The 22,336-nt window shown below is 69.2% G+C and carries 20 protein-coding genes; 11 read left to right on the top strand and 9 right to left on the bottom strand.

What is annotated here, in order from left to right; translation table 11 throughout:
- Window positions 1–10: 10 nt before the first annotated feature.
- The 4 genes from kdpB to FJU31_RS17960 are packed head-to-tail and all read left to right on the top strand — an operon-like array spanning window position 11 to window position 6,136.
- Window positions 11–2,083 carry a potassium-transporting ATPase subunit KdpB gene (gene kdpB / locus FJU31_RS17975; protein WP_150455950.1) on the top strand — a complete coding sequence of 691 codons (2,073 nt, stop codon included), beginning with the start codon at window positions 11–13 and terminating at the stop codon, window positions 2,081–2,083.
- Complete coding sequence (gene kdpC / locus FJU31_RS17970; RefSeq protein WP_150455949.1) at window positions 2,080–2,730, top strand: potassium-transporting ATPase subunit KdpC; 651 nt, start codon at window positions 2,080–2,082, stop codon at window positions 2,728–2,730. Before kdpB ends, kdpC begins: the two co-directional genes overlap by 4 nt.
- Window positions 2,731–2,781: 51 nt before the next feature.
- Window positions 2,782–5,442, top strand: coding sequence for a sensor histidine kinase (locus FJU31_RS17965; protein ID WP_150455948.1), 2,661 nt, complete (start codon window positions 2,782–2,784; stop codon window positions 5,440–5,442).
- Window positions 5,423–6,136, top strand: coding sequence for a response regulator transcription factor (locus FJU31_RS17960; RefSeq protein WP_108767474.1), 714 nt, complete (start codon window positions 5,423–5,425; stop codon window positions 6,134–6,136). Before FJU31_RS17965 ends, FJU31_RS17960 begins: the two co-directional genes overlap by 20 nt.
- Before the next feature lie 85 nt (window positions 6,137–6,221).
- On the opposite strand, the gene FJU31_RS17955 is transcribed toward FJU31_RS17960, so the two are convergent.
- The 3 genes from FJU31_RS17955 to coaBC are packed head-to-tail and all read right to left on the bottom strand — an operon-like array spanning window position 6,222 to window position 10,339.
- Complete coding sequence (locus FJU31_RS17955; protein WP_150455947.1) at window positions 6,222–8,576, bottom strand: phosphomannomutase/phosphoglucomutase; 2,355 nt, start codon at window positions 8,574–8,576, stop codon at window positions 6,222–6,224.
- A 12-nt stretch (window positions 8,577–8,588) separates the two neighbouring features.
- The gene (gene dut / locus FJU31_RS17950; protein WP_079224983.1) at window positions 8,589–9,077 is read right to left on the bottom strand and encodes a dUTP diphosphatase; all 489 of its coding nucleotides are present in this window, start codon (window positions 9,075–9,077) and stop codon (window positions 8,589–8,591) included.
- Window positions 9,074–10,339 (bottom strand): bifunctional phosphopantothenoylcysteine decarboxylase/phosphopantothenate--cysteine ligase CoaBC, encoded by a 1,266-nt coding sequence (gene coaBC / locus FJU31_RS17945; protein WP_150455946.1) that lies wholly within the window; start codon window positions 10,337–10,339, stop codon window positions 9,074–9,076. The genes dut and coaBC overlap by 4 nt, the downstream gene beginning before the upstream one ends.
- Window positions 10,340–10,567: 228 nt before the next feature.
- Between coaBC and FJU31_RS17940 the strand changes: the two genes are divergently transcribed.
- Window positions 10,568–11,194, top strand: a complete 627-nt coding sequence (locus FJU31_RS17940) for a response regulator (protein ID WP_150455945.1) — start codon at window positions 10,568–10,570, stop codon at window positions 11,192–11,194.
- Between the two features lie 11 nt (window positions 11,195–11,205).
- On the opposite strand, the gene FJU31_RS17935 is transcribed toward FJU31_RS17940, so the two are convergent.
- A complete protein-coding gene (locus tag FJU31_RS17935) occupies window positions 11,206–12,261 on the bottom strand; it encodes a hypothetical protein (RefSeq protein WP_150455944.1) in 1,056 nt (351 codons plus the stop codon).
- 150 nt (window positions 12,262–12,411) lie between these two features.
- Between FJU31_RS17935 and radC the strand changes: the two genes are divergently transcribed.
- From radC to FJU31_RS17920, 3 genes are all read left to right on the top strand, one after another.
- The gene (radC, locus tag FJU31_RS17930) at window positions 12,412–13,116 is read left to right on the top strand and encodes a RadC family protein (RefSeq protein WP_150455943.1); all 705 of its coding nucleotides are present in this window, start codon (window positions 12,412–12,414) and stop codon (window positions 13,114–13,116) included.
- Window positions 13,117–13,243: 127 nt separating this feature from the next.
- Window positions 13,244–14,932, top strand: a complete 1,689-nt coding sequence (argS, locus tag FJU31_RS17925; RefSeq protein ID WP_150455942.1) for an arginine--tRNA ligase — start codon at window positions 13,244–13,246, stop codon at window positions 14,930–14,932.
- Between the two features lie 21 nt (window positions 14,933–14,953).
- Entirely contained in the window at window positions 14,954–15,844 is an 891-nt protein-coding gene (locus FJU31_RS17920; protein WP_150455941.1) for an SPOR domain-containing protein, read from the top strand.
- A 188-nt stretch (window positions 15,845–16,032) separates the two neighbouring features.
- Here FJU31_RS17920 and FJU31_RS17915 read toward each other — a convergent pair whose 3' ends face one another.
- Window positions 16,033–16,785 (bottom strand): SDR family NAD(P)-dependent oxidoreductase, encoded by a 753-nt coding sequence (locus FJU31_RS17915; protein ID WP_108767469.1) that lies wholly within the window; start codon window positions 16,783–16,785, stop codon window positions 16,033–16,035.
- A 150-nt stretch (window positions 16,786–16,935) separates the two neighbouring features.
- Complete coding sequence (locus tag FJU31_RS17910; protein WP_150455940.1) at window positions 16,936–17,412, bottom strand: hypothetical protein; 477 nt, start codon at window positions 17,410–17,412, stop codon at window positions 16,936–16,938.
- A gap of 84 nt (window positions 17,413–17,496) precedes the next feature.
- Here FJU31_RS17910 and FJU31_RS17905 point away from each other — a divergent pair, with 84 nt between their 5' ends.
- Window positions 17,497–17,964 (top strand): YehS family protein, encoded by a 468-nt coding sequence (locus FJU31_RS17905; RefSeq protein WP_079224971.1) that lies wholly within the window; start codon window positions 17,497–17,499, stop codon window positions 17,962–17,964.
- On the opposite strand, the gene FJU31_RS17900 is transcribed toward FJU31_RS17905, so the two are convergent.
- Window positions 17,933–18,820: a LysR family transcriptional regulator gene (locus FJU31_RS17900; RefSeq protein ID WP_150455939.1), complete on the bottom strand. Its 888-nt coding sequence runs from the start codon at window positions 18,818–18,820 to the stop codon at window positions 17,933–17,935. The two genes, FJU31_RS17905 and FJU31_RS17900, sit on opposite strands and share 32 nt — an antisense overlap.
- Window positions 18,821–18,977: 157 nt before the next feature.
- On the opposite strand from FJU31_RS17900, the gene FJU31_RS17895 reads away from it, so the two are divergent.
- A complete protein-coding gene (locus tag FJU31_RS17895) occupies window positions 18,978–20,126 on the top strand; it encodes an MFS transporter (protein ID WP_425473734.1) in 1,149 nt (382 codons plus the stop codon).
- Here the strand turns inward: FJU31_RS17895 and FJU31_RS17890 are convergent.
- Window positions 20,123–20,821 carry a TorF family putative porin gene (locus FJU31_RS17890; RefSeq protein WP_150455937.1) on the bottom strand — a complete coding sequence of 233 codons (699 nt, stop codon included), beginning with the start codon at window positions 20,819–20,821 and terminating at the stop codon, window positions 20,123–20,125. The genes FJU31_RS17895 and FJU31_RS17890 overlap by 4 nt on opposite strands.
- Before the next feature lie 169 nt (window positions 20,822–20,990).
- Between FJU31_RS17890 and FJU31_RS17885 the strand changes: the two genes are divergently transcribed.
- Window positions 20,991–21,380, top strand: a complete 390-nt coding sequence (locus FJU31_RS17885) for a DUF6165 family protein (RefSeq protein ID WP_079224964.1) — start codon at window positions 20,991–20,993, stop codon at window positions 21,378–21,380.
- A gap of 9 nt (window positions 21,381–21,389) precedes the next feature.
- Here FJU31_RS17885 and FJU31_RS17880 read toward each other — a convergent pair whose 3' ends face one another.
- On the bottom strand, window positions 21,390–22,067 hold the full coding sequence (locus FJU31_RS17880; protein WP_150455936.1) for a response regulator transcription factor: 678 nt from the start codon (window positions 22,065–22,067) through the stop codon (window positions 21,390–21,392).
- Window positions 22,068–22,336: the final 269 nt, after the last annotated feature.

Raw genomic sequence — 22,336 nt, 5'->3', positions numbered from 1 at the left:
GGACACCCTGATGAGTACCCACGCAAGTTCTTCCCGCAGTTCCCTTGCCCCGCGCCCTGCCCTGCTCGATGCCGCCGGCCTGCGCCGTGCACTGGTGGAAGCGGTGCGCAAGCTCGCGCCGATGCACCTGGTGCGCAGCCCGGTGATGGCGGTGGTGATGGCCGGCACGATCGTCGCCGCCATCGTCACCCTGACCGGCAACGCGCCGCTGGGCTTCGGCCTGGCGGTGACCGCGATCCTGCTGGTGACCGTGTTGTTCGGCAACTTCGCCGAAGCGGTGGCCGAAGCGCGCGGCCGCGGCCAGGCCGCCTCGCTGCGCCGTGCCCGCCAGGACCTGGTGGCACGCCGCCTGGCCGCCCCGCAGCCGGGTGCGGCCGAAACCCGGGTGGCCGCTGCGGAGCTGCGCCCGGGCGACCATGTGATCGTCAGTGCCGGCGAGCTGGTGCCGGCCGATGGCGAGATCGTGCAGGGCCTGGCCACCATCAACGAAGCGGCGGTGACCGGTGAATCGGCGCCGGTGCTGCGCGAGGCCGGCACCGACCGCTCCGGCGTGATCGGCGGCACCAAGGTGCTGTCCGACCAGATCATCGTGCGGGTGACCGCCGAGCCGGGCCACAGCTTCCTGGACCGGATGATCGCGCTGGTGGAAGGCGCCAACCGGCAGAAGACCCCCAACGAGGTCGCGCTGACCCTGCTACTGGCGGCGATGACGCTGACCTTCCTGGTGGTGGTGGCGACCCTGCCGGCGATCGGCGCCTACGTCGGCGTCCAGGTCGATCCGCTGCTGCTGATCGCGCTGCTGGTGTGCCTGATCCCGACCACCATCGGTGGCCTGCTGCCGGCGATCGGTATTGCCGGCATGAACCGTGCGCTGGCCGCCAACGTGCTGGCCAAGTCGGGCAAGGCGGTGGAAGTGGCTGGCGACGTCGACGTGCTGTTGCTGGACAAGACCGGCACCATCACCTACGGCGACCGCCAGGCCAGCCACTTCCACCCGTTGGCCGGCATCGATGCCAGCCAGCTGCGCGAAGCGGCGCTGCTGTCCTCGCTGGCCGACCCGACCCCGGAAGGCAAATCCATCGTGCGCCTGGCACGCGAGCAGGGCTGCAGCACCGCCGAACCAGAGCAGGCCCAGTACCTGGCCTTCAGTGCACAGACCCGCATGTCCGGCGTCGACCTGGCCCAGCCTGATCAGGAGCCCGGCCGGCAGATCCGCAAGGGCGCGCTGGATGCGATCCGCAACCACGTGCAGGGTCTGGGCGGCACGGTGCCGGCCGAACTGGCCGGGCGGGTCGAACAGGTGGCGCGCAACGGTGCCACCCCGCTGGTGGTGGCCGAGGGCCGCCATGTGCTGGGCGTGATCGAGCTGTCCGACGTGGTCAAGCACGGCATGCGCGAGAAGTTCGCGCAGCTGCGGGCGATGGGCATCCGCACGGTGATGATCACCGGCGACAACCCGCTGACCGCTGCCGCGATTGCCGCCGAAGCCGGCGTCGACGACTACATCGCCGAGGCACGCCCGGAAGACAAGCTGGCGCGCATCCGCCAGGAACAGGCCGGTGGCCGCCTGGTGGCGATGGTCGGCGATGGCACCAACGATGCGCCGGCGCTGGCCCAGGCCGACATCGGCCTGGCGATGAACTCCGGCACGCAGGCGGCGAAGGAGGCCGGCAACATGGTCGACCTCGATTCGGACCCGGCCAAGCTGCTGGCGGTGGTGGAAGTGGGCAAGCAGCAGCTGATCACCCGCGGCGCGCTGACCACCTTCTCGCTGGCCAACGACGTATCCAAGTACTTCGCGATCCTGCCGGCGCTGTTTGCTGCTGCGGTTCCGACCATGGCCGCGTTGAACGTGATGCAGCTGTCGAGCCCGCGCAACGCGGTGCTGGCGGCGCTGATCTTCAACGCCCTGGTGATTCCCGCCCTGATCCCGCTCGCCCTGCGTGGCGTGCGCTTCCGCCCGGCCACGGCAACCGCGCTGCTGCGCCGGAACATGCTGGTGTACGGCCTCGGTGGCGTGCTGCTGCCGTTCGCGGCAATCAAGCTGATCGACCTCCTTCTTGTCCTGGTATTCGGCGCATGAACCGTTCTGTCTCCACTTCTTCTTCCCTGCCCCGCGAACATCCGGCAGAGGCCCGCGTGGCGCGCCTGCAGGACGATGCCAGCTGGCGCCCGGCGATCGGCCTGGGCGTCGCCACCCTGCTGCTGGCCGGTGCGGCCTACGCTGGCATTGCCACCGGTTTTGCCGGCCTGAGCTACCCGACCCAGGCCGAAGGCAGCCTGCTGCGCGATGGCGGTGGCCAGGTGCGCGGCTCGGCGTGGCTGGCGCAGCCGTTCAACGGCGATGGCTACTTCCAGGCGCGGCCGTCGGCGGCCAATTACGACCCGATGGCCGCGGCCGGCTCCAACCTGGCCCGCAGCAACCCGGCGCTGGCCGAGCGCGTGGCCGCCAGCACCGCCGCGGTGGCCGCGCGCGAAGGCGTGAGCCCGGCGCAGGTGCCGGCCGATCTGGTCACCCAGTCCGGCGGCGGCCTGGACCCGCAGCTGTCACCAGCTGCCGCACAGGTGCAGGTGGCCCGCGTGGCGCGTGCGCGCGGCCTGCCGGTGGAACGCGTGCAGGCGCTGCTGCAGGCGCATACCGAAGGCCGCCAGTGGGGCGTGTTCGGGCAGCCGCGGGTGAACGTGGTGACCTTGAACTTCGCCCTGGACCAGGCGGCGAAGGCACCGTGATGCCCGCCTGCACCGGCGGCGCGCACAATGGCGGCCATGACAGCAGCGGCGATGAATGATGCGCGTACCCGCCAGGCCGATGCCCTGGTGGAAGGCCTGCAGCGCGAGGCCGGCGGCAAGCTGACCGTGTTCCTCGGCGCGGCGCCGGGCGTAGGCAAGACCTACACCATGCTGACCCGCGCGCAGGAACAGCTGCGCCGTGGCGCGGACCTGGTGGTGGGGCTGGTCGAGACGCACGGCCGGGTGGATACCCAGGCCCTGCTGGAAGGCCTGCCGCAGCTGCCGCTGAAGGACGTGGCCTACCACGGCCATGCGCTGCTGGAGATGGACCTGGACGCGGTGCTGGAGCGCCATCCCGCGCTGGTACTGGTGGACGAACTGGCCCATCGCAATGCACCCGGCAGCCGCCACGAGCGGCGCTGGCAGGACGTGATGGAGCTGCTGGACGCCGGCATCGACGTCTGGACCACGGTCAACATCCAGCACCTGGAAAGCCTCAACGACGTGGTGATGCGCATCACCGGCGTACGGGTGAGCGAGACCGTGCCCGACGGCGTGCTCGACCGCCTGCACGACATCGTGCTGGTGGACCTGCCGCCGCGCGAGCTGATCGCGCGCCTGCAGCAGGGCAAGGTGTACGTGCCCGAGCAGGCCGCGCAGGCACTGCAGGCGTTCTTCTCGCCGGCCAACCTGACCGCGCTGCGCGAACTGGCGATGCAGGAAGCGGCCGACCGGGTCGACAGCAGCCTGCGCGAGACCCGCGCCGCCCGCGGCGAAGGCAACCTGCCGCTGCGCCGCGGTGTGCTGGTGGCCATCGATGGCGGTGGCCAGAGCGAATACCTGGTGCGGGTAGCGCGACGCATCGCCGAACGCCGTGACGCACCGTGGACGGTGGTGACCGTGCAGGGCCGGCGCCAGGACGAGGCCACACGCCGCGAGATCGATGCCGCCTTCGCACTGGCCCGGCGGCTGGGTGGCGATGCCGAACTGCTGCATGGCTCGAGCATCGCCGATGCCCTGCTCGACCATGCCGCGCACAACGGTGTGTCGACCCTGGTGCTGGGACGCACCCGCGAGCGGCCGCTGGCGCGGATGTTCAACCGCACGCTGACCCAGCAGCTGATCCAGCGCGGCGCGCACTACGAGATCACCATCATCAGCACGCCGCAGGCACGCGCACGCGCGCGCCGCGAAGGCCTGCTGCCACCGATGCGCGGGATCAGCCACGAGCCGCTGCAGGCGCTGTTGGCCACGGCGCTGGCCTGCGCAGTGGCGTGGCTGGGCGAACGCTGGGTCGGCATGGCCGACCTGTCGATGGTGTTCATCGTAGCGGTGGTGCTGGTGGCTGCACGCACCCGCGCCAGCGTGGCGGTGATGGCGGCCATCCTCTGCTTCCTGGCCTACAACTTCCTGTTCATCGCGCCGCGTTTCACCTTCGCCATCGGTGCGCGGCAGGGCGTAATCACCGTGTTCCTGTTCCTCGCAGCGGCGCTGGTGGCCGGGCGCCTGGCCTCGCGCCTGCGCATGCAGGTGATCGCCCTGCGCGCGGCCAACCGCCATGCGCGTGCGCGCCAGCAGCTCGGGCGGCAGCTGGCCAGCGCGGCCGGCAACGGCGAGGTCGCGCAGGCCGGCAGGCAGGCGCTGGAACAGGCGATGGACGTGCCGGCGTGGCTGCGGATTGGCGCCGACACCGCCACCGGCGGCCGCGCCCAGCCCGGCGATACCGACCTGGCCGCCGCCGACTGGGCTCTGCGCCACGGCCAGCCCAGCGGCCGCTTCACCGATACGCTGGCCGGCGCGCAGTGGTGGTTCCTGCCGCTGCTCGATGGCGAGGACCGCGCCGTGGGCGTGGCCGGCCTGTACCTGCCCGGTGCGCAGGCGCGCCTGCTGCCCGAGCAGCGCCAGCTGGCCGAAGCGATGGTCGATGACATCGCCCAGGCCGCACTGCGCACGCGGCTGGTGGCCGAGCTGGAGCAGGCGCATGTGAGCAATGAGACCGAGCGGCTGCGCTCGGCTTTGCTGTCTTCGGTATCGCACGACCTGCGTTCGCCGCTGGCGGCGATGATCGGTTCGGCCGACAGCCTGGCCAGCTATGGCACGGCGATGGACGCGGCCGACCGGCGTGCGCTGCTGGACACCATCCTGGTCGAAGGCGAGCGCCTGGACCGCTACATCCAGAACCTGCTGGACATGACCCGGCTCGGCCACGAAGGGCTGACCATCAACCGCGACTGGATCGGCGTGGACGAGCTGATTGGCTCGGCCGCGCGGCGCCTGCAGCGCTACCAGCCCAAGGTGAGGCTGGAACTGGATATTCCTTCCACGCTGGCGCCGATCTGGGTGCACCCGGCGCTGGTGGAACAGGCGGTGTTCAACGTGATGGAGAACGCCGCCAAGTTCTCGCCGCCCGATGCGCCGGTGCAGGTGCAGGCACGCGAACGGGACGGGCAGCTGCGCATCGACGTGATCGATGCCGGCCCCGGCATTCCGGATGACGAGCGCGCGCGCATCTTCGACATGTTCTACAGCGTCGAGCGCGGCGACCGCGGCCGCCACGGCACCGGCCTGGGCCTGACCATCTGCCAGGGCATGATCGGCGCCCACGGCGGCAGCGTGCAGGCGCTGCCCGGACGCGACGGTCGCGGTACCCTGATCCGCATCACCCTGCCCCTGCTCAAGCCAGCTGCCCACGATGAGCCCGACCCCGATTGATGCCAGCGTGCCGGCCGCGCGCGTGCTGGTGATCGACGATGAAACCCAGATCCGCCGGTTCCTGGACATCAGCCTGCGCGCGCAGGGCTACCAGGTGCGCCAGGCCGCCACCGGCCAGGAAGGCCTGGAAATGGCCGCCAGCGAGGACATGGACCTGGTGATCCTCGATATCGGCCTGCCGGACATGGAAGGCCATGAGGTGCTGGCGCAGCTGCGGCAGTGGAGCCAGGTGCCGGTGATCATGCTGACCGTGCGCGCCGGCGAGGACGAGAAGGTGCGGGCGCTGGATACCGGCGCCAATGACTACGTGACCAAGCCGTTCGGCACGCAGGAGCTGATGGCCCGGGTGCGGGCCCTGCTGCGTACCCGCAGCGTGCCCAGCGACGGCACCCCGCCGGTGTTCGATGATGGCCACCTGCACGTGGACCTGGTGCGCCGCGAAGTGGCGATCGATGGCGAGCCGGTGGCGCTGACGCGCAAGGAGTACGCGCTGCTGTCACTGCTGCTGCGCAATGCCGGGCGGGTGGTGACCCAGCCGCAGATCCTGCAGGAGATCTGGGGGCCGACCCACCAGCACGACACGCACTACCTGCGCATCCTGGTCGGCAAGCTGCGGCACAAGCTGGGCGATTCGGCGCTGGATTCGCGCTATCTGTTCACCGAACCGGGCGTGGGGTTGCGGTTCAAGGGGTGAGGCGTGCCGACCAACGGGCGGCACCGTCATTCTGGAACTTGGGGCCAGAGCCCGTTGCGTTGCAACGGGATCCGACCCCGATCGATCAGAAGCCCAGCGCGGTGTCGCCCAGCAGGCCCTGCAGCTGGCTGCGGAACAGCGCCTGGATGCGCTGCAGTGCGGCCTCGTCGTTGCCTTCGAAACGCAGCACCAGCACCGGGGTGGTGTTGGAGGCGCGCACCAGGCCCCAGCCATCGGGGTAGTCCACGCGCAGGCCATCGATGGTCGACAGGCGACCGCCCACGTAAGGGTTGTCCGGCGATTGCGCCGCGGCCACCAGCATCGCCACCAGCGCATGCGGCGTCCCGGACGCCACCGGCACCTTCAGTTCCGGCGTGGACACCATGTCCGGCAGCTCCTCCAGCACCTCGTGCGGCGTCTCTTCGCGCTGGGCGAGGATTTCCAGCAGGCGGGCGGCGGCGTACAGGCCGTCATCGAAACCGAACCAGCGTTCCTTGAAGAAGAAGTGGCCGCTCATCTCGCCAGCCAGTTCGGCATCGGTCTCGCGCATCTTCGCCTTCATCAGCGAATGGCCGGTCTTCCACATCAGCGGGCTGCCACCGTTGCGCAGCACGTGGTCGGAGAGCTTGCCAGTGCACTTCACGTCGTAGATCACCATCGCGCCTGGGTTGCGCATCAGCACGTCGGCAGCGAACAGCATCAGCAGCCGGTCGGCATGGATGATCCTGCCTTCACCGGTGACCACGCCCAGGCGGTCGCCATCGCCATCGAAGGCCACGCCGAGGTCGGCGCCGAAGCGCTTGACCGTCTGCACCAGGTCTTCGAGGTTGGCCGGTTCGCTGGGATCGGGGTGATGGTTGGGGAAGGTGCCGTCGACATCGCAGTACAGCGGGATGACCTCGGCGCCGATCGCTTCCAGCAGCTGCGGGGCGAATGCACCGGCCACGCCGTTGCCGGCGTCGGCCACCACCTTCAACGGGCGGTCCAGCTGCACGTCGTCGGCAATGCGCTGGATGTAGTCGGCAGCGACCTCGCGCTGCTGGTAGTCGCCCGGCTCGGCGGCCTGGGCAAGGCGGCCTTCGCTGATGCGCTGGTACAGATCGGTGATCGCATCGCCGGACAGCGTTTCGCCGCCGATGACCACCTTGAAGCCGTTGTATTCGGGCGGGTTGTGGCTGCCGGTCACCGCCACGCAGGTGCCCGTGCGCAGGTGGAAGGCAGCGAAGTAGACCAGCGGCGTCGGCGCCAGGCCGATGTCGATGACCGAACAGCCGGCGCGGCGCACGCCTTCGGCCAGGCTGGCCGACAGCTCTGCGCCGGACAGGCGGCCATCGCGACCGATCACCACCTCGCGCAGCCCCTGTTCGAGGGCGACGGTGCCGATGGCCTGGCCGATCAGCGCGGCGTTGCGCGCGTTCAACTCGGTGCCCACCACGCCGCGGATGTCGTAGGCGCGGAAGATGTCGGCCGGCAGGTCCACCGGCGGCGGCGGTACCGCGGGCGGCCCGCCGGCGGTGGCGGTGGCCGCATCGGTAGCCGGCACGACCGGCGCGGCCATCTGCAGGCTTTCGCGCAGGGTCGGGCCCTGGTCGGCCTCGACCGCGGCACCCCGACGGATCGGCATCGGCAGCGACTTCGGCAGGCGGCCACGTCCCACCACCAGCAGCACGGCAATGAAGGCCAGCAGCAGCGCCACGATGGCACTTGGCAGGGCGCCCAGGCCCAGCGGGCCCGGTTCGATGTTCGGTACGCTGGCGGTCAGCCGCAGCGGAGTGCCCTTGATCGGCCGCGCCATCGCTTCGGCGCTGTCGGCCAGGCGGGCGTCACCGTGCGCGACGATGTCGTGCGCGCCCTGGCGCAGGGACAGGAAGCCACTGGCCGGCGCGCGTACCTGGTCCAGCGGGCCGGTCAGGCGCAGCAGCGGTTGCCGTACGTAGACGACGGCCGGGCCCAGCGCGCCCAGCTGCACCGGTGCCGCCAGGCCAAGACGGTTGCCCCCGCCATCGCGGACCACGCGCAGCCCCGGCTTGCCGTCGGCCAGCACCGATTCCAGCAGCGCCAGGCGGCCGTAACCGAAGGTCGCGCCATCGACGTAGGCATCGGCCAGTCCGGCCGTCAGCACGTCCACCTGCTCGACCCCGGACCAGCTCTCACGCAGGGCCTGCGCGGCCCCGGCGGCGTCGCCGGCCTGCAGCGACTGCTGCACGCGATCGCCCTTGAGGTGCTGCTGCAGCTGCTGCAGCTGGCCGGTTGCAGCCTGCTGCACGCCCTGCACCGCCTCGTCGCGGGCCTGCGCCAGGGTGTCCCCGTTGGCCTGCTGCCGCCACTGCTGCACGGCGCTCCAACCGAACCAGCCGGCCAGCAACAACAGCGCCACCCCCAGCAACGGCGCATTGCGCCCCATTGACTGCTTCTGCCGTCCTTCCCCGCTGCCGCTCATCAGTTTCCCCCGTCAACGCACCCCGGTATGGCCGAATCCACCCGTTCCCCGCACGCTGTCGGTGAAAGTATCCACCACCTGCAGGCTGACACGGGCAATCGGTACGACAACCAGCTGGGCGATGCGGTCGCCCGGCTCGATGGTGAAGGCTTCGCGGCCGCGATTCCAGACGCTGATCAGCAGCGGGCCCTGGTAATCGGCATCGATCAGGCCGGTGCCGTTGCCCAGCACGATGCCGTGGCGGTGGCCCAGGCCAGAGCGCGGCAGGATCACCGCGCACAGGTTCGGGTCGCCGATGTGGATGGCCAGGCCGCTGGGAACCAGCGCGGTATCACCCGGCTGCAGGGTCAGCGCGGTTTCCAGTGCCGCACGCAGGTCCATGCCCGCGCTGGCTTCGGTGGCATAGGCCGGCAGCGGCCAGCTGTCGCCGAAGCGCGGGTCGAGCAGCTTCACCTGCAAGGCCTGCAGAGGGGCCACCGGAGTGGATGTTGCCTGGGTCATGCCTGAAGCCTCCGCGCGATCAGCGCCAGCAGTTGTTCGGCCAGCTCGCGCTTGGACGTAGCCGGGAATACCTGTTCGCCGTCCTGCCAGAAGGCCGTGGCGGCGTTGTTGTCGCTCTCGAAACCGCCGCCGCTGATGCCCACCTGGTTGGCGATCACCAGGTCCAGGCGCTTGTCGATCAGCTTGCCACGCGCGTATTTCTCCACGTCGTGGGTTTCGGCGGCAAAGCCGACCACCAGCTTCAGCGACTGTGTCTGTGCGGCGACCTCGGCCAGGATGTCCGGCGTGCGCACCAGCTCGATCACCAGCGACTGGCTGTCGGCGGTCTTCTTCAGCTTCTGCGCGGCCACCTGGCGCGGGGTGTAGTCGGAGACGGCGGCGGCGCCGATATAGATGTCGGCCGGCAGCGCCTTCAGCACGGCATCGCGCATCTGCGCGGCCGAGCGCACGTCCACGCGGTGCACGCCGGGCGGCGTCGGCAGCTGCACCGGGCCGCTGACCAGCACCACCTCGGCGCCGAGGGCGGCGGCGGCACCGGCCAGGGCGAAGCCCATCTTGCCGCTGCTGCGGTTGCCGACGTAGCGCACCGGATCGATGTCTTCATAGGTCGGGCCGGCGCTGATCAGCAGGCGCAGGCCCTGCAGCGCGCGGGTTTCCGGCGCGGCGGCGGCAGCCGGAACGCGGCCGCCCAGGCCGGCCAGCGCGGCGACGATGTCGCCCGGCTCGGCCAGCCGGCCGGGTCCGGATTCGCCCTCGGCCAGCGGCCCGTCGACCGGGCCGATGACCTGCGCGCCCCGCTGGCGCAGCAGGCTGATGTTGGCCTGGGTGGCCGGGTGCAGCCACATGCGGTGGTTCATCGCCGGGCACACGGTGAGCGGCGCGGTGCTGGCCAGGCACAGGGTGCTGACCAGGTCATCGGCATGGCCCTGGGCCAGGCGCGCCAGCAGATCGGCGGTGCCCGGCGCGACCACGATGCGGTCGGCCCAGCGCGCCAGTTCGATGTGGCCCATGGCCTGTTCGGCGGCGCTGTCCCACAGGGTCGTGCGGGTGGGCTGGCCCGACAGGGCCTGGAAGCTGAGGGGGGTGACGAACTGCTGGGCGCCGGCGGTCATCGCCACCTGGACCAGCGCGCCGGCATCACGCAGGCGGCGGACCAGTTCCAGTGCCTTGTAGGCCGCGATCCCGCCGCCGACGCACAACAGCAGTTTCTGGCCTTCCAGCGCGCGGGCCGGCGCGGGGAGGGCGTTGGGAGAATCAGCCACCTGGAAATCCTGTGCAAACGAGGGCGCTAGCTTACCCGATGGTCGGCAACGTCCTGGTACACAGCGCACATAGCGCGCGGCTATCAGCAGATGGAACTCCGGCTACATCGTTTTCCGGGTTGTCCCCCCTTCGATTCGGAACTTTCCTATACCTCAGCCGGCCGCGGCTTGATCAGAATCACGGTTGGCCCCCTCGGGTGCGCCATCTGGTTTTCCGAGGAGTGCACCGTGCATCCGCGCATCATCATCGCCGACGACCATCCGGTCGTACTGCACGGCATCCGCATCGTGCTTGAACGCCACCACATGTGCGTCACCGGCGCGGCCGCCGATGGCGCCGGGTTGCTCGACCTGGTCGCCCGGCAGCCGTGCCACGCGGTCCTGACCGACCTCTCCATGCCCGGCACCGGGCCCGACGGCCCCGAGCTGCTGGAGGCGCTGCGCCAGCAGCACCCCGCGTTGCCGGTGGTGGTGCTGACCGGCGCGCGCCACCCGGGGCTGCTGGATGGGCTGCTGCGCGATGGCGTGCAGGGGCTGGTGGACAAGAGCGCCGACTTCGCCGAACTGCCCCAGGCCCTGCGCGCAGTGATGGCCGGCAAGGTGTTCGTGTCCCACCAGCTGCGCCGCCTGCTGCAGTCGCGCGATCTGCTGTTCCCGAGACCGCAGGCGACGCTTTCGGCCCGTGAACAGCAGGTCGTACAGCTGCTGGGCGAGGGCCTGAACGTGAATGCCATCGCCGAGCACGTCGGCCGCAGCGCCAAGACCATCAGCCGGCAGAAGGCCGAGGCGATGCGCAAGCTGGGCCTGGACAACAACCAGGAGTTGTACGACTACCTGCAGGCCCAGCGCGGTTGAGGGATCAAGACTCACCGGATTGAGGCGGCGCACCCGGGAGCGGCAAGGACAATGTCTGCCAAGGGCACCTCCGACCTTACCTGCCAAGGAACCCGCTCCTCACCGCCGTTGCGGTACCCGACGCCCACCATTACGCGCCCGTCCGGGCTGACCAAGGAGCCCTCCCAGCGGGTATCTGCAGGAAGCTCCACGGAGAGTCCCCGCAGCCAGTCCTGCAGACGACACACGCCATTGCTGCGCGTCCAGATCAGTGCCTGGCTCGAAAAGGGTTCGCTTCCAAGCAGGATTCCTCCCTGCAGATCCATCCACACGATCGATATTGGCTCGGCGCGATCGATCCCAGCGACCCGAAGCGACTGCTGCAAGGCAACCTGACCGATCTGGAGCGTGTCATCCGGCACGGGAGCAAGCGAGGAAGGATCGATTTCATCATTTCGCCACCGGATCCGCATGGGCACCGCAGGATCGCCTGATCCAGGCCCGTCGACAAAGAAAATGCCATGAACAACAGCCGGGTCCACGTCGAAATGGGTGACACGCGTACCGTCGGCCCCTTCAGGCGCCGGAAGAATGCGAAACCCTTCCGCCTCGCTCCACAGGTACGGGCGCTCGTCAGCCGGTGAGTGGTAGAGGTACTCCGCGCCCCCGACGACCGTCCCATCAGCGTTCATCGCCAAGCCTTGGTGGGATGGACTGACCGGAGTAACCGCGACCCGTCCGCCATCAGGCAACCAGCGGTGAGCCTGCATCGCGTTCGAGATTCGGGTCTCCACCAGGATGATCTGACCGTCCCTGCTGATTGCCCGGACCGAACTGTCTTCCGCTTCGTTCCGCGGTGCCAGCCAACGGACTCCATCCTGGCTGGACCATCGGAATGCCTGCGAGAAGCAGCATCCGCGCCGGCCAGTCCCCGCCAGTACGGCGCCATCGAAGCTTGCCGCCATGATGGCAACTTCGCCGTTGGCCAACGTGGGGAGTTCCTCGTAGATCGCAGCAATGCCCCCAGCCCCCGCCGGAGCAGCCAGAATCAAGGTAAAAGGGATCAGGGTCAGGAAAAGTTGCTTCATCAGGCCTCCTGGGCACACCAATGAAATCTAGGGACGGCGGCCGGTGGATCCATGAAATTTGTTGCAGATCTGCCTGTCAGGCATCGACTGACCCCTCTCATCCCGGTTTCCTGATTCCGCTGATGGGGCCAAGCGTCCAAGCTTGAGGCCATGCCCATCCATGACTGGCCACCTGAGGAACGTCCCCGCGAGAAGCTGCTGACGCGCGGGCCCACCGCCCTGTCCGATGCCGAACTGCTCGCCTTGTTCCTGGGCTCCGGCTTCGGCGGCCGCGATGCGGTGCAGACCGCGCGCGACCTGCTCGCCAGCCACGGTCCGCTGCGCGTGCTGCTGGAGCGCCCAGCGGCCAAACTGGCCAGCCTGCCCGGGCTCGGCCCGGCACGCAGCTGCACGCTGGTGGCCGGCCTGGAGCTGGCCCACCGCTATCTGGCGGCCGAACTGACCCACGGCGAAAGCGTGGGCGACAACCCGCTGGCGGTCGGCCGCTACCTGCAGCACCGGCTGCGCGGCCAGGCGCGCGAACTGTTTCTGGTGCTGTTCCTGGACAACCGGCACCGGCTGATCGCCTGCGAGGAACTGTTCGCCGGCACCATCAACACCGCGCCGGTCTACCCCCGCGAGGTGGTGCGGCGGGCCCTGTTGCACAACGCGGCGGCGGTGATCCTCAGCCACAACCACCCCTCGGGCGACCCCGAGCCGTCCGGGGCCGATGCGCGGATCACCGAGGAACTGCAGCAGGCCCTGGCGCTGGTCGACATCCGCCTGCTGGATCACTTCGTCATTGGCGAGGGGCGGCCGGTTTCATTTGCTGAACGCGGCCTGCTGCCGCAGCAGCAGCCGCGCCTCTTTGGTTGAGGCCGCTGGCGCCGCGGGCTTGGCCACTGGAGGCCGTTCGTCTTCACACAGCAGGCCCCGGTCAGCGTACGCGCCGGCATCTGCGCTAAAATGGGCGATTCCGCCGCTCATTCTCACAGCAGGCCTCGTGAAAAATCTCCTCCGCGCCCTGATCAGCCAAGGCATCGAAGCCTTGCGCGCCAATGGCACCTTGCCCGCCGACTCCCTGCCGCCGGACTTCGTGGTCGAGCGCCCGAAGACCCGCGACCACGGCGACTTCGCCACCAATGCCGCCATGCTGCTGGCCAAGGCCGCGCGCAGCAACCCGCGCGCACTGGCACAGGCGCTGGTTGAAGCGCTGCCGCGCAGCGAGGACGTCAGCAAGGTCGAGATCGCCGGCCCTGGCTTCATCAACTTCCACCTGGCCCCGGCCGCGTACCAGCGCGAAGCCGCCTCGGTCATCAAGGAAGCCCACGACTACGGCCGCAACCTGTCCGGTAATGGCCGCACGGTGGGCGTGGAATACGTGTCGGCCAACCCGACCGGTCCGCTGCATGTCGGCCATGGCCGCGCGGCGGCGATCGGCGACTGCGTCGCGCGCGTGCTCGATGCCAACGGCTGGAACGCCAAGCGCGAGTTCTACTACAACGACGCCGGCGTGCAGATCGAGAACCTGGCGCTGTCGGTGCAGGCGCGCATCAAGGGCATCGCCCCGGACCAGGACGGCTGGCCGGAAGGTGGCTACCGCGGTGAGTACATCGCCGACGTGGCCCGTGCCTACCTGGCCGGCGCCAGCGTCGACCTGGAAGGCACCATGGTGGTCGGTGCCAAGGATCCGGACGACATGACCGCGATCCGCCGCTTCGCCGTGGCCTACCTGCGCAACGAGCAGAACCTGGACCTGGCCGCGTTCGGCGTCGACTTCGACATCTACTTCCTGGAAAGCTCGCTGTACGCCGATGGCAAGGTGGCCGAAGCGGTCGCCAAGCTGCAGGCCTCGGGCCACACCTACGAGGAAGGCGGCGCGCTGTGGCTGCGCAGCACCGACTTCGGTGACGACAAGGACCGCGTGATGCGCAAGTCCGACGGCACCTTCACCTACTTCGTGCCGGACGTGGCCTACCACCTGTCCAAGTGGCAGCGTGGCTACGAGCGCGCGATCACCGAACTGGGCGCCGACCACCACGGTTCGCTGGCCCGCGTGCGCGCCGGCCTGCAGGCGATGGAAGTGGGCATTCCGCAGGGCTGGCCGGAATACGTGCTGCACCAGATGGTCACCGTCATGCGCGGCGGCGAGGAAGTGAAGCTGTCCAAGCGTGCCGGCAGCTACTTCACCCTGCGCGACCTGATCGAGGAAGCCGGCCGCGATGCCACCCGCTGGTTCCTGATCGCGCGCAAGCCCGATTCGCAGCTGACCTTCGACATCGACCTGGCCCGCCAGCAGAGCAACGACAACCCGGTGTTCTACGTGCAGTACGCGCATGCCCGCGTCTGCAGCCTGCTGCGCCAGGCGCAGGAGAAGGGCCTGGTGTACGACCAGGGCACCGGCCTGGGCAACCTCGGCCGCCTGGCCGACGACGCCTCGCTGCTGCTGATGAACGAAATCTCGCGGTACCCGGAAGTGGTCGAAGCGGCTGGCGTGGCGCTGGAACCGCACCTGGTGGCGCAGTACCTGCGTGAATTGGCGCACGCCTTCCACACGTGGTATCACGGGACGCCGGTGCTGGTGGACGATGCCACCGACCGCAATGCCAAGCTGACCCTGGCCTGCGCCGCGCGCCAGGTACTGGCCAATGGCCTCGACCTCCTGGGCGTCAGCGCCCCGGAAAAAATGTAAGTCTCAGGAGACGCAGTACACATGGCAGCACGACGCGGCAAAACCCAGGCACGACGCAACAGCAGCAGCCAGGGCACACCCGGATGGGTGTGGCTGGTCGCTGGTGTGGCCATTGCTGCAGTGGTGTTCCTGGCGGCGCCGAACCTGTTCAAGGGCGAAGGCGATGGCTTCCTGCGTGCCGGCCCGCAGCCGAACCCGAACGCGCAGCCGGCCCCGGTTGCCGACGGCGACAGCGATGTCGGCAGCGAGCCGACGGAAGCACCGGCCACGCCGAAGCCCGCTGAACCGGCCAAGCCGGCGGCCACCCAGTACGACTTCTATACCCTGCTGCCGGGCAAGGAAGTGGAGATGTCCGACGCTGAACTGGCCGCCAGCACGCGTGCCGAGGAGCTGCGCCGGGCCAAGGCCGAGGCGCAGCGCGCGCAGGCGGCCCTGGAAGGCAAGCCGGTTCCGGCGGCTGCGGCTGCAGCACCGGCGGCGACCACCAGCGTGGCCAGCACCACCCCGGCCACCAGCGCGGCACGCCCGCTGCCGGCACCGCTGAGCGAACGCCCGGCGGCAGCCACGCCGTCGGCTTCGACGGCGGCACCGGTGGCCACCAGCACGGCGGCGACCACGCCGGCCGCGCGTGCGGAGGCTGCGCAGGCGGCTGCCGCCGCACCGGCCGCAGCGCCCGACAACACCCGCTACATCCTGCAGGCCGGCGCCTTCGGTGCGTCCGGCGATGCCGAGGCGACCAAGGCCAAGCTGGCGATGATGGGCTTGGCCGCGCGGGTGGAATCGGCGCAGATCAACGGCAAGACCGTGTACCGCGTGCGCATGGGGCCCTACGGCAGTGCCGGCGAGTTGTCCGAAGCCAAGCAGAAGCTGGATGGCACCGGACTGCAGGCGATGGCGATCAAGGCGCAGTAAATGAAAAAAGCCGGGCATTGCCCGGCTTTTTCGTTTCTGTAGAGTCGAGCCATGCTCGACTGGAGGTAGAACAACAGTCGAGCAAGCTCGACTCTACCGAAGGCGAACAACAGTCGAGCAAGCTCGACTCTACCGGAGGCGAACGGCAGTCGAGCAAGCTCGACTCTACAAAAGCGATGCGCCCCCGGTCAGCCTTCGCGGGCGACCTGGAAACCGGCGAACGACTGGCTGACCGGCATCAGTTCGAGGCGATTGATGTTCAGGTGCGGCGGCAGCGTGGCCACCCAGAAGATCTGCTCGGCGATGTCTTCGGCGGTCATCGGGTTGGCGCCGGTGTAGAGCTTGTCCGAGGCGGCCTGGTCACCGTGGGTGCGGACCACGGTGAATTCGGTTTCGGCCATGCCCGGCTCGATCGTGGTCACGCGCACGCCGGTGCCGTGCAGGTCCGAGCGCAGGCCCAGCGAGAACTGGCTGACGAAGGCCTTGGTGCCGCCATAGGCGTTGCCGCCCGGGTACGGGTACACGCCAGCCACCGAGGAGATGTTGATGATCGCGCCCTTGCGCTCGACCAGCAGCGGCAGCAGGCGATGGGTCAGGGTCACCAGGGCGGTGATGTTGGTGTCGATCATGGTGGTCCAGTCCGACAGCTTGGCGCTCTGCGCCGGCGCGGTGCCCTGGGCCAGGCCGGCGTTGTTCACCAGCAGATCGATGTCACCGAAGGCCGGCGGCAGTGCCAGCAGGGCGGCTTCCATCGCCACCGGGTCACGCACATCGAACACGGCAGCGTGCACCACGTCCTTGCCATAGCGGTCGACCAGCGGCTGCAGGCGTTCGCCACGACGACCGGTGGCGATCACTTTCCACCCGGCCTGGGCGAAGCGATGGACGGCGGCGGCGCCGAAGCCGGAGGTGGCGCCGGTAATCAGGACGGTGCGGGTCATGCAGACAACTCCGTGGGGAACCAGACCCCCATTCTGGCACCGTCGGCCGGTGGCTGCGTTGCTCGATCAGGCCGGGATGGCCGGGCTTGGGGGTCAGAGCCCTTTGCTGTGGCAAAAGGGATCCGACCCCGGCCTGGGCCCCGCCAGGGTTCAGCGCAGGCGGAACACCCGTGCCTTGGGCAGGTCTTCGTCCACCTGCAGGAACCAGCGCCCGGCAATGCCCGGAATCACTTCGATCTGCGGCGCCTGCAGGGTCCTGCGCAGCTTCATCTGGCCCTTCATCACCTGCCACTGCTGGCCATTGTCGAGGGTGAAGACGGTGCCCGGCGCCCAGCCGGCGACATCGCCCACCACCCGTGCCGTGACCGGGCCCTCTTCCAGGCCCAGATGCATGGCGGCCGGGGCCGGAACGTTGGCGGGCAAGGGTGCTGCGGGCATCGCTGCCGCCGGCGCTGCGCTTTCCGCCTCGCGGAGCACCCGGTTCAGTGCCTGCAGCTGTGCCGGGCTCAGCCCCACTTCGGCCAGCTGGGTCGCGTTGAGGCGCTGTTGGACCGGCACGAAGCGGTCCTGGGCGGTGGCGGCAAAGCTGCTGGCGACCAGCAGGGCGGACAGAAGGAACCGGCGCATCGGCGAAGTCTCAGCGGAAGTAAGCACACTTTGCTACGGCGGGATGACAGTCCGGTGACGCACGCCGGGCCGGTACAATGGGCCATGATCAACAACGATGTACTGCGCAGCGTGCGCTACGCGCTGGACCTGGGCGACCACCACGTGGTGACCCTGTGCCAGATGGCCGACCCCGCCTTCGTGGTCGATACCGAGCAGGTCAAGGCCTGGCTGCGGCGCGACGACGAGGCCGGCTTCGAAGCGATGAACGACGGCGCGCTGGCGCACTTCCTGGATGGGCTGATCGTGCACCTGCGGGGCCGCGACGAGAGCCAGCCGCTGCGCGCGGTGGAAACCCGCATCGACAACAACCTGGTGCTGAAGAAGCTGCGCGTGGCCTTCCAGCTGCGCGACGTGGACCTGATGGAGATCTTCGCCAGCGTCGGCTTCAAGGTGTCCAAGTCCGAGCTCGGCGCGCTGTTCCGCCAGCCCGGCCACACCAATTACCGGCGCTGCCTGGACCAGATGCTGCGCAATTTCCTCAAGGGGCTGAGCCTGCGCGTGCGCGGCTGAGCACGGCCTCGACGAAGGCCCGCGCCGCCGGCGTGGGCAGGCGTTGCCAGGCCAGGTGCACGCGCCGTGTCGGGGTGGGCTGCAGCGGTATCCGCACCACCCCCTCGAACCCCTGCGCGATCAGCACCGGCACGATGCCCACCGCCAGCCCATGGCGGACGAAGCGCTCGATCAGCTCCATCTGGTTGACCTCGAAACGCACCTGATGCGGCAGGCCGGCCGCGGCGAATGCATCGTCGGTCTGCCGGCGCGCGCCGGTACCGCGCGCGAAATCCACCAGCGCCTCGTCCTGCAGCAGGGCCAGCGGCAACCCCGCCTGCCCGGCCAGCCGGTGCGTCGGCGCCACCACCGCCACCAGGTCCTCTTCCTGCAGCATCTGGTGGCAGACGCCATCCAGACTGGCCGACGGTGCCAGCCCGACCAGGGCGACATCCAGTTCACGCGCCTGCACCTGCGCGATCAGGGTTTCGCTCTTGTCCACGCGCAGCTGGAATTCCACCTGCGGGTAGGCCTGGCGGAAGGTGGCGAGGATGGCCACCACGTCGATGTCGGTGAGCGAGGAGATCTGCCCGATCGCCAGCGTGCCGCGCACCTCGCCGGTCACTGCCGCCACGTCGGCGCGCAGGTGGCGCAGGCTGGCCAGCACCTGCCGTGCATGCACCAGCAGCGCCTCGCCGGCCGGCGTGATCCGCACCTGCCGTGGCAGGCGTTCGAACAGCGGCGTACCCAGTTCTGCTTCCAGATGCGCGATCTGGTGGCTCATCGCCGACTGCACCACATGGCAGCGCGCGGCGGCACGGGTGAAATTGCCCTCTTCGGCCAGGGCAACGGCAAATTCGAGCTGCTTGAGGTTCATGCGGGCCGCCCCTGGCTACCATCTGGATTTCAGATGCCAAGAATGATGATGATTCATTTCCATCATCAATGCAGCAGGAGGACACTGTGCTCCCCACGTTCTGGAATGCCCCGTGAGCCCCTCCCTCCCTCCCCTTCACCGCTGGCAGGTGCTGCTGATGTCGGTTGCCACCGGCGTGGCGGTGGCCAGCAATTACTACGCGCAGCCACTGCTGCACACCATCGCCGATACCTTCGGCGTGCCGTTCGGCCAGATCGGAATTGTGGTGACCGCTGCCCAGCTGAGCTACGCCGCCGGCCTGATCCTGCTGGTGCCACTGGGTGACCTGTTCGAGCGCCGGGGGCTGATCGTGGTGATGAGCCTGCTCTCGGCCAGTGGACTGGTCATCAGCGCGTGTGCGCCTTCGCTGGCCTGGCTGCTGGTGGGCACGGCCATCACCGGATTGTTCTCAGTGGTGGCGCAGGTGCTGGTGCCGTTCGCCGCCACCCTGGCCGCGCCGGAGCACCGCGGCCGCGTGGTCGGCACGCTGATGAGCGGGCTGCTGCTGGGCATCCTGCTGGCGCGTACCGTGGCCGGCCTGCTGTCCAGCCTGGGCGACTGGCGCCTGGTCTATGCCATCGCCGCCGCCGTGCTGGTGCTGACCGCACTGGCCCTGCAGCGCGGGCTGCCGCGCTTCCACCACACCGCCGGCCTGGGCTATTTCGCCCTGCTGCGTTCAATCGGCACGCTGTTCGTGCAGGAGCCGGTGCTGCGCCAGCGCACCCTGCTGGGCGCGTGCAGCTTCGCCATGTTCGCCATCTTCTGGACCCCGCTGGCCTTCCTGCTGGCACAGCCGCCGTACGAATACAGCGACGCCACCATCGGCCTGTTCGGCCTGGTCGGTGCCGCCGGCACCCTGGCGGCGGGGCTGGCCGGGCGCATGTCCGACCGTGGCCAGACCGGCCGTGCGACCGCCATCGCGCTGGTGATGCTGCTGCTGTCGTGGCTGCCGCTGGGCCTGTCGGCGCACTCGCTGCTGGCGCTGCTGGTGGGCGTGGTGGTGCTGGACCTGGCCGCACAGCTGCTGCACGTGAGCAACCAGAACCTGATCTATGCGCTGCAGCCGGAAGCACGCAACCGCCTCAACGCCGGCTACATGACCGGCTACTTCATCGGCGGTTCGCTGGGGTCGTTGCTGTCGGCGCAGGTCTACCAGCACTTCGGCTGGACCGGCGTATGCGTGGCCGGCGCGGCGGTGGCCGTGCTGACCCTGCTGCTGTGGCTGCCCGGCGCGTGGCGGGCGCGCCAGGCGGCCATCGACCGCTAGAAACTGCCCTGCAGGGCCAGCTCCCAGCGCCCGCCGGCATTGCCGGGGAACAGCCGGCGCGCGGCGTTGTCGGTATCGTGCACTGTGGCACGCAGTTCCCACGCCGGTGCCAGGGTGGCGATGGCGCTGAGCTGGCCATGCAGGTAGTCCGGGCCCTGGGCGTCGGCCAGCCAGTAGTGGCCGACCGCCGCTTCCAGGCGGAAGCGCTCGTTCAAGGGCAGGCGTCCGCCCAGCTGCGCGTAGGTGCCACGATGGCCGCCGGCCAGGGCATCGCTGGAATGGGCCAGCTGCAGCCACACCCGCTGCTTCCAGCTGAAGGTGGCACCCAGTTCGGTCCAGTCCAGCGCGCGGCCAGTGCCCGGGTACAGGTAGCGGGTGACGTTGGCATCCAGGCTCCAGTCCTGCGCCAGCGCACCGGACCAGCCGGCCACCAGATCGAATTCACTGCGCGCACCGATGCCCGGGGTGAACGACACGTTCGACCCCCACACGCTGGCATACAGGCCCGACGGCAGCGCCAGCTTCGCCCCGGCCTGCACCGCCGGGTCGCCACCGGTCTGCGAGCTGCCGCGCCACACGTAATCGCTGGTCACCGCCATGTTGCCGCTGGCCTGCGCCTGCGCCTGCGCGCTGCCGATGCCGAGCAGGCCGGCCACCAGTGCGGCCACGGCCGCGCTCATCCCCTTGCTGTCCACTGCGTGATGTTCCTCATACAAGGCGGTCGTGCCGCCGGGACGGCAGTGTCGGCGGCGGGGCCGTAACGGATCGATGGCGCAGCTGCAGCGTTCGCGCAAATTCAACGTAAAGCGAACGGGCTCAGGCAGTTGCCGGGGTATCATGGCGCCCTGTTAAAAGGAGCCCTGCGTGGACGCCATCCTGACCCCGGTATCGATCGGCGAGCTGATCGACAAGATCACCATCCTCGAGATCAAGGCCGAGCGCATCGACGATGCCGCCAAGCTGGCCAACGTACGCACCGAACTGGACGGCCTGCTGCCGTTGCTGCAGCAGCAGCTGCAGGCGCAGCCGGCACTGGGCGCGCTGCGCACCCAGCTCAAGGCCATCAACGAACGCATGTGGGACATCCAGGACCAGCTGCGCGACAAGGAAGCGGCGCAGGTCTTCGATGATGCGTTCATCCAGCTGGCGCGCGGCGTCTACGGCACCAATGGCGAGCGCATCGTGGTGAAGAACGAGATCAACCGCGTGGCCGGCTCGGCGCTGGTGGAAGAGAAGCAGTACCAGGGCGAGTAAATCCCTGCGTCACCCGCATTCAAGCAGATGGCGGATGCGGAACAGCTCGCCATCGCTGTGGATGCCCAGCTTCTGGTAGGCGGCTTTCTTCTGCGTGCTGATGGTGCTCGCCGAGCGCTGGAAGCGCCGCGCTACTTCACCAGTGCTGCAGCCCTGCAGCACCAGCCGCAGCACTTCGCGTTCACGCCGGCTGAGCGGGGTCAGCGCCAGCGCGGGGCTGCGCCGCGTGCGCGAACGATTGAGCTGCGTGCGCAGTTCCGGCGGCACGAAGCGGCCACCGCGGGACACCGTATCCAGCGCGCGCAGCAGCATGTCCGGCGACGTCGCCTTGGACAGGAAGCCACGCGCACCGGCCTGCATCGCCGTGGCCACCGTGCTGGCATTGCAGTGGGCCGACAGCACCAGTACCGGCAGGCGCGGCCAGCCCTGCGTCAGTTCGCGCAGCAGGGCCAGGCCATCGCCGAGGTCACCCAGCGGCAACGCATCGATCACCAGCAGATCCACCGCGTGCGGGTCCTGCTGCAGCAGCATGAGCAGGGGCGCGTCGTCGGCGAAGCTGGCACAGACCTGCACGCCGCTGTGCTGGCTCAACAGCACTTCCAGGCCCAACCGCAGGACCGGATGCGGATCCAGCAACGCCAGCCGGCGCGGCCGATCGGGAAGCAGGGGAGGAAGCGCAGGTGACATTGCGGCGGGTCCTGTTGGACAGGACCGTCATCCTGGGACCGCACCTGCAGCAGCGGAATCCAATTTCTTGCAATGCCGCAAACGACAACCTGCGCAGTCACCCTGCGTTCCGGTTTGTCAGAACGCAACAGGCCCGGCAAATGCCGTAATGCTGTTCACTTAAGCAGCCGGGCCAATCAGAATCCGATGCCAGTCTTCTGGCATCGGATTTTTTGTGGCCGTCCAACAGCAATTGCTCGACCTTGGTGACCTGTTCAATTTCTCCGACC

The sequence above is a fragment of the Stenotrophomonas cyclobalanopsidis genome (assembly GCF_008710035.1).
GTDB lineage: Bacteria > Pseudomonadota > Gammaproteobacteria > Xanthomonadales > Xanthomonadaceae > Stenotrophomonas > Stenotrophomonas cyclobalanopsidis.
The sequence above is the reverse complement of the archived record's forward strand: the minus strand, read 5'-3'. Positions and strand labels throughout refer to the sequence as shown.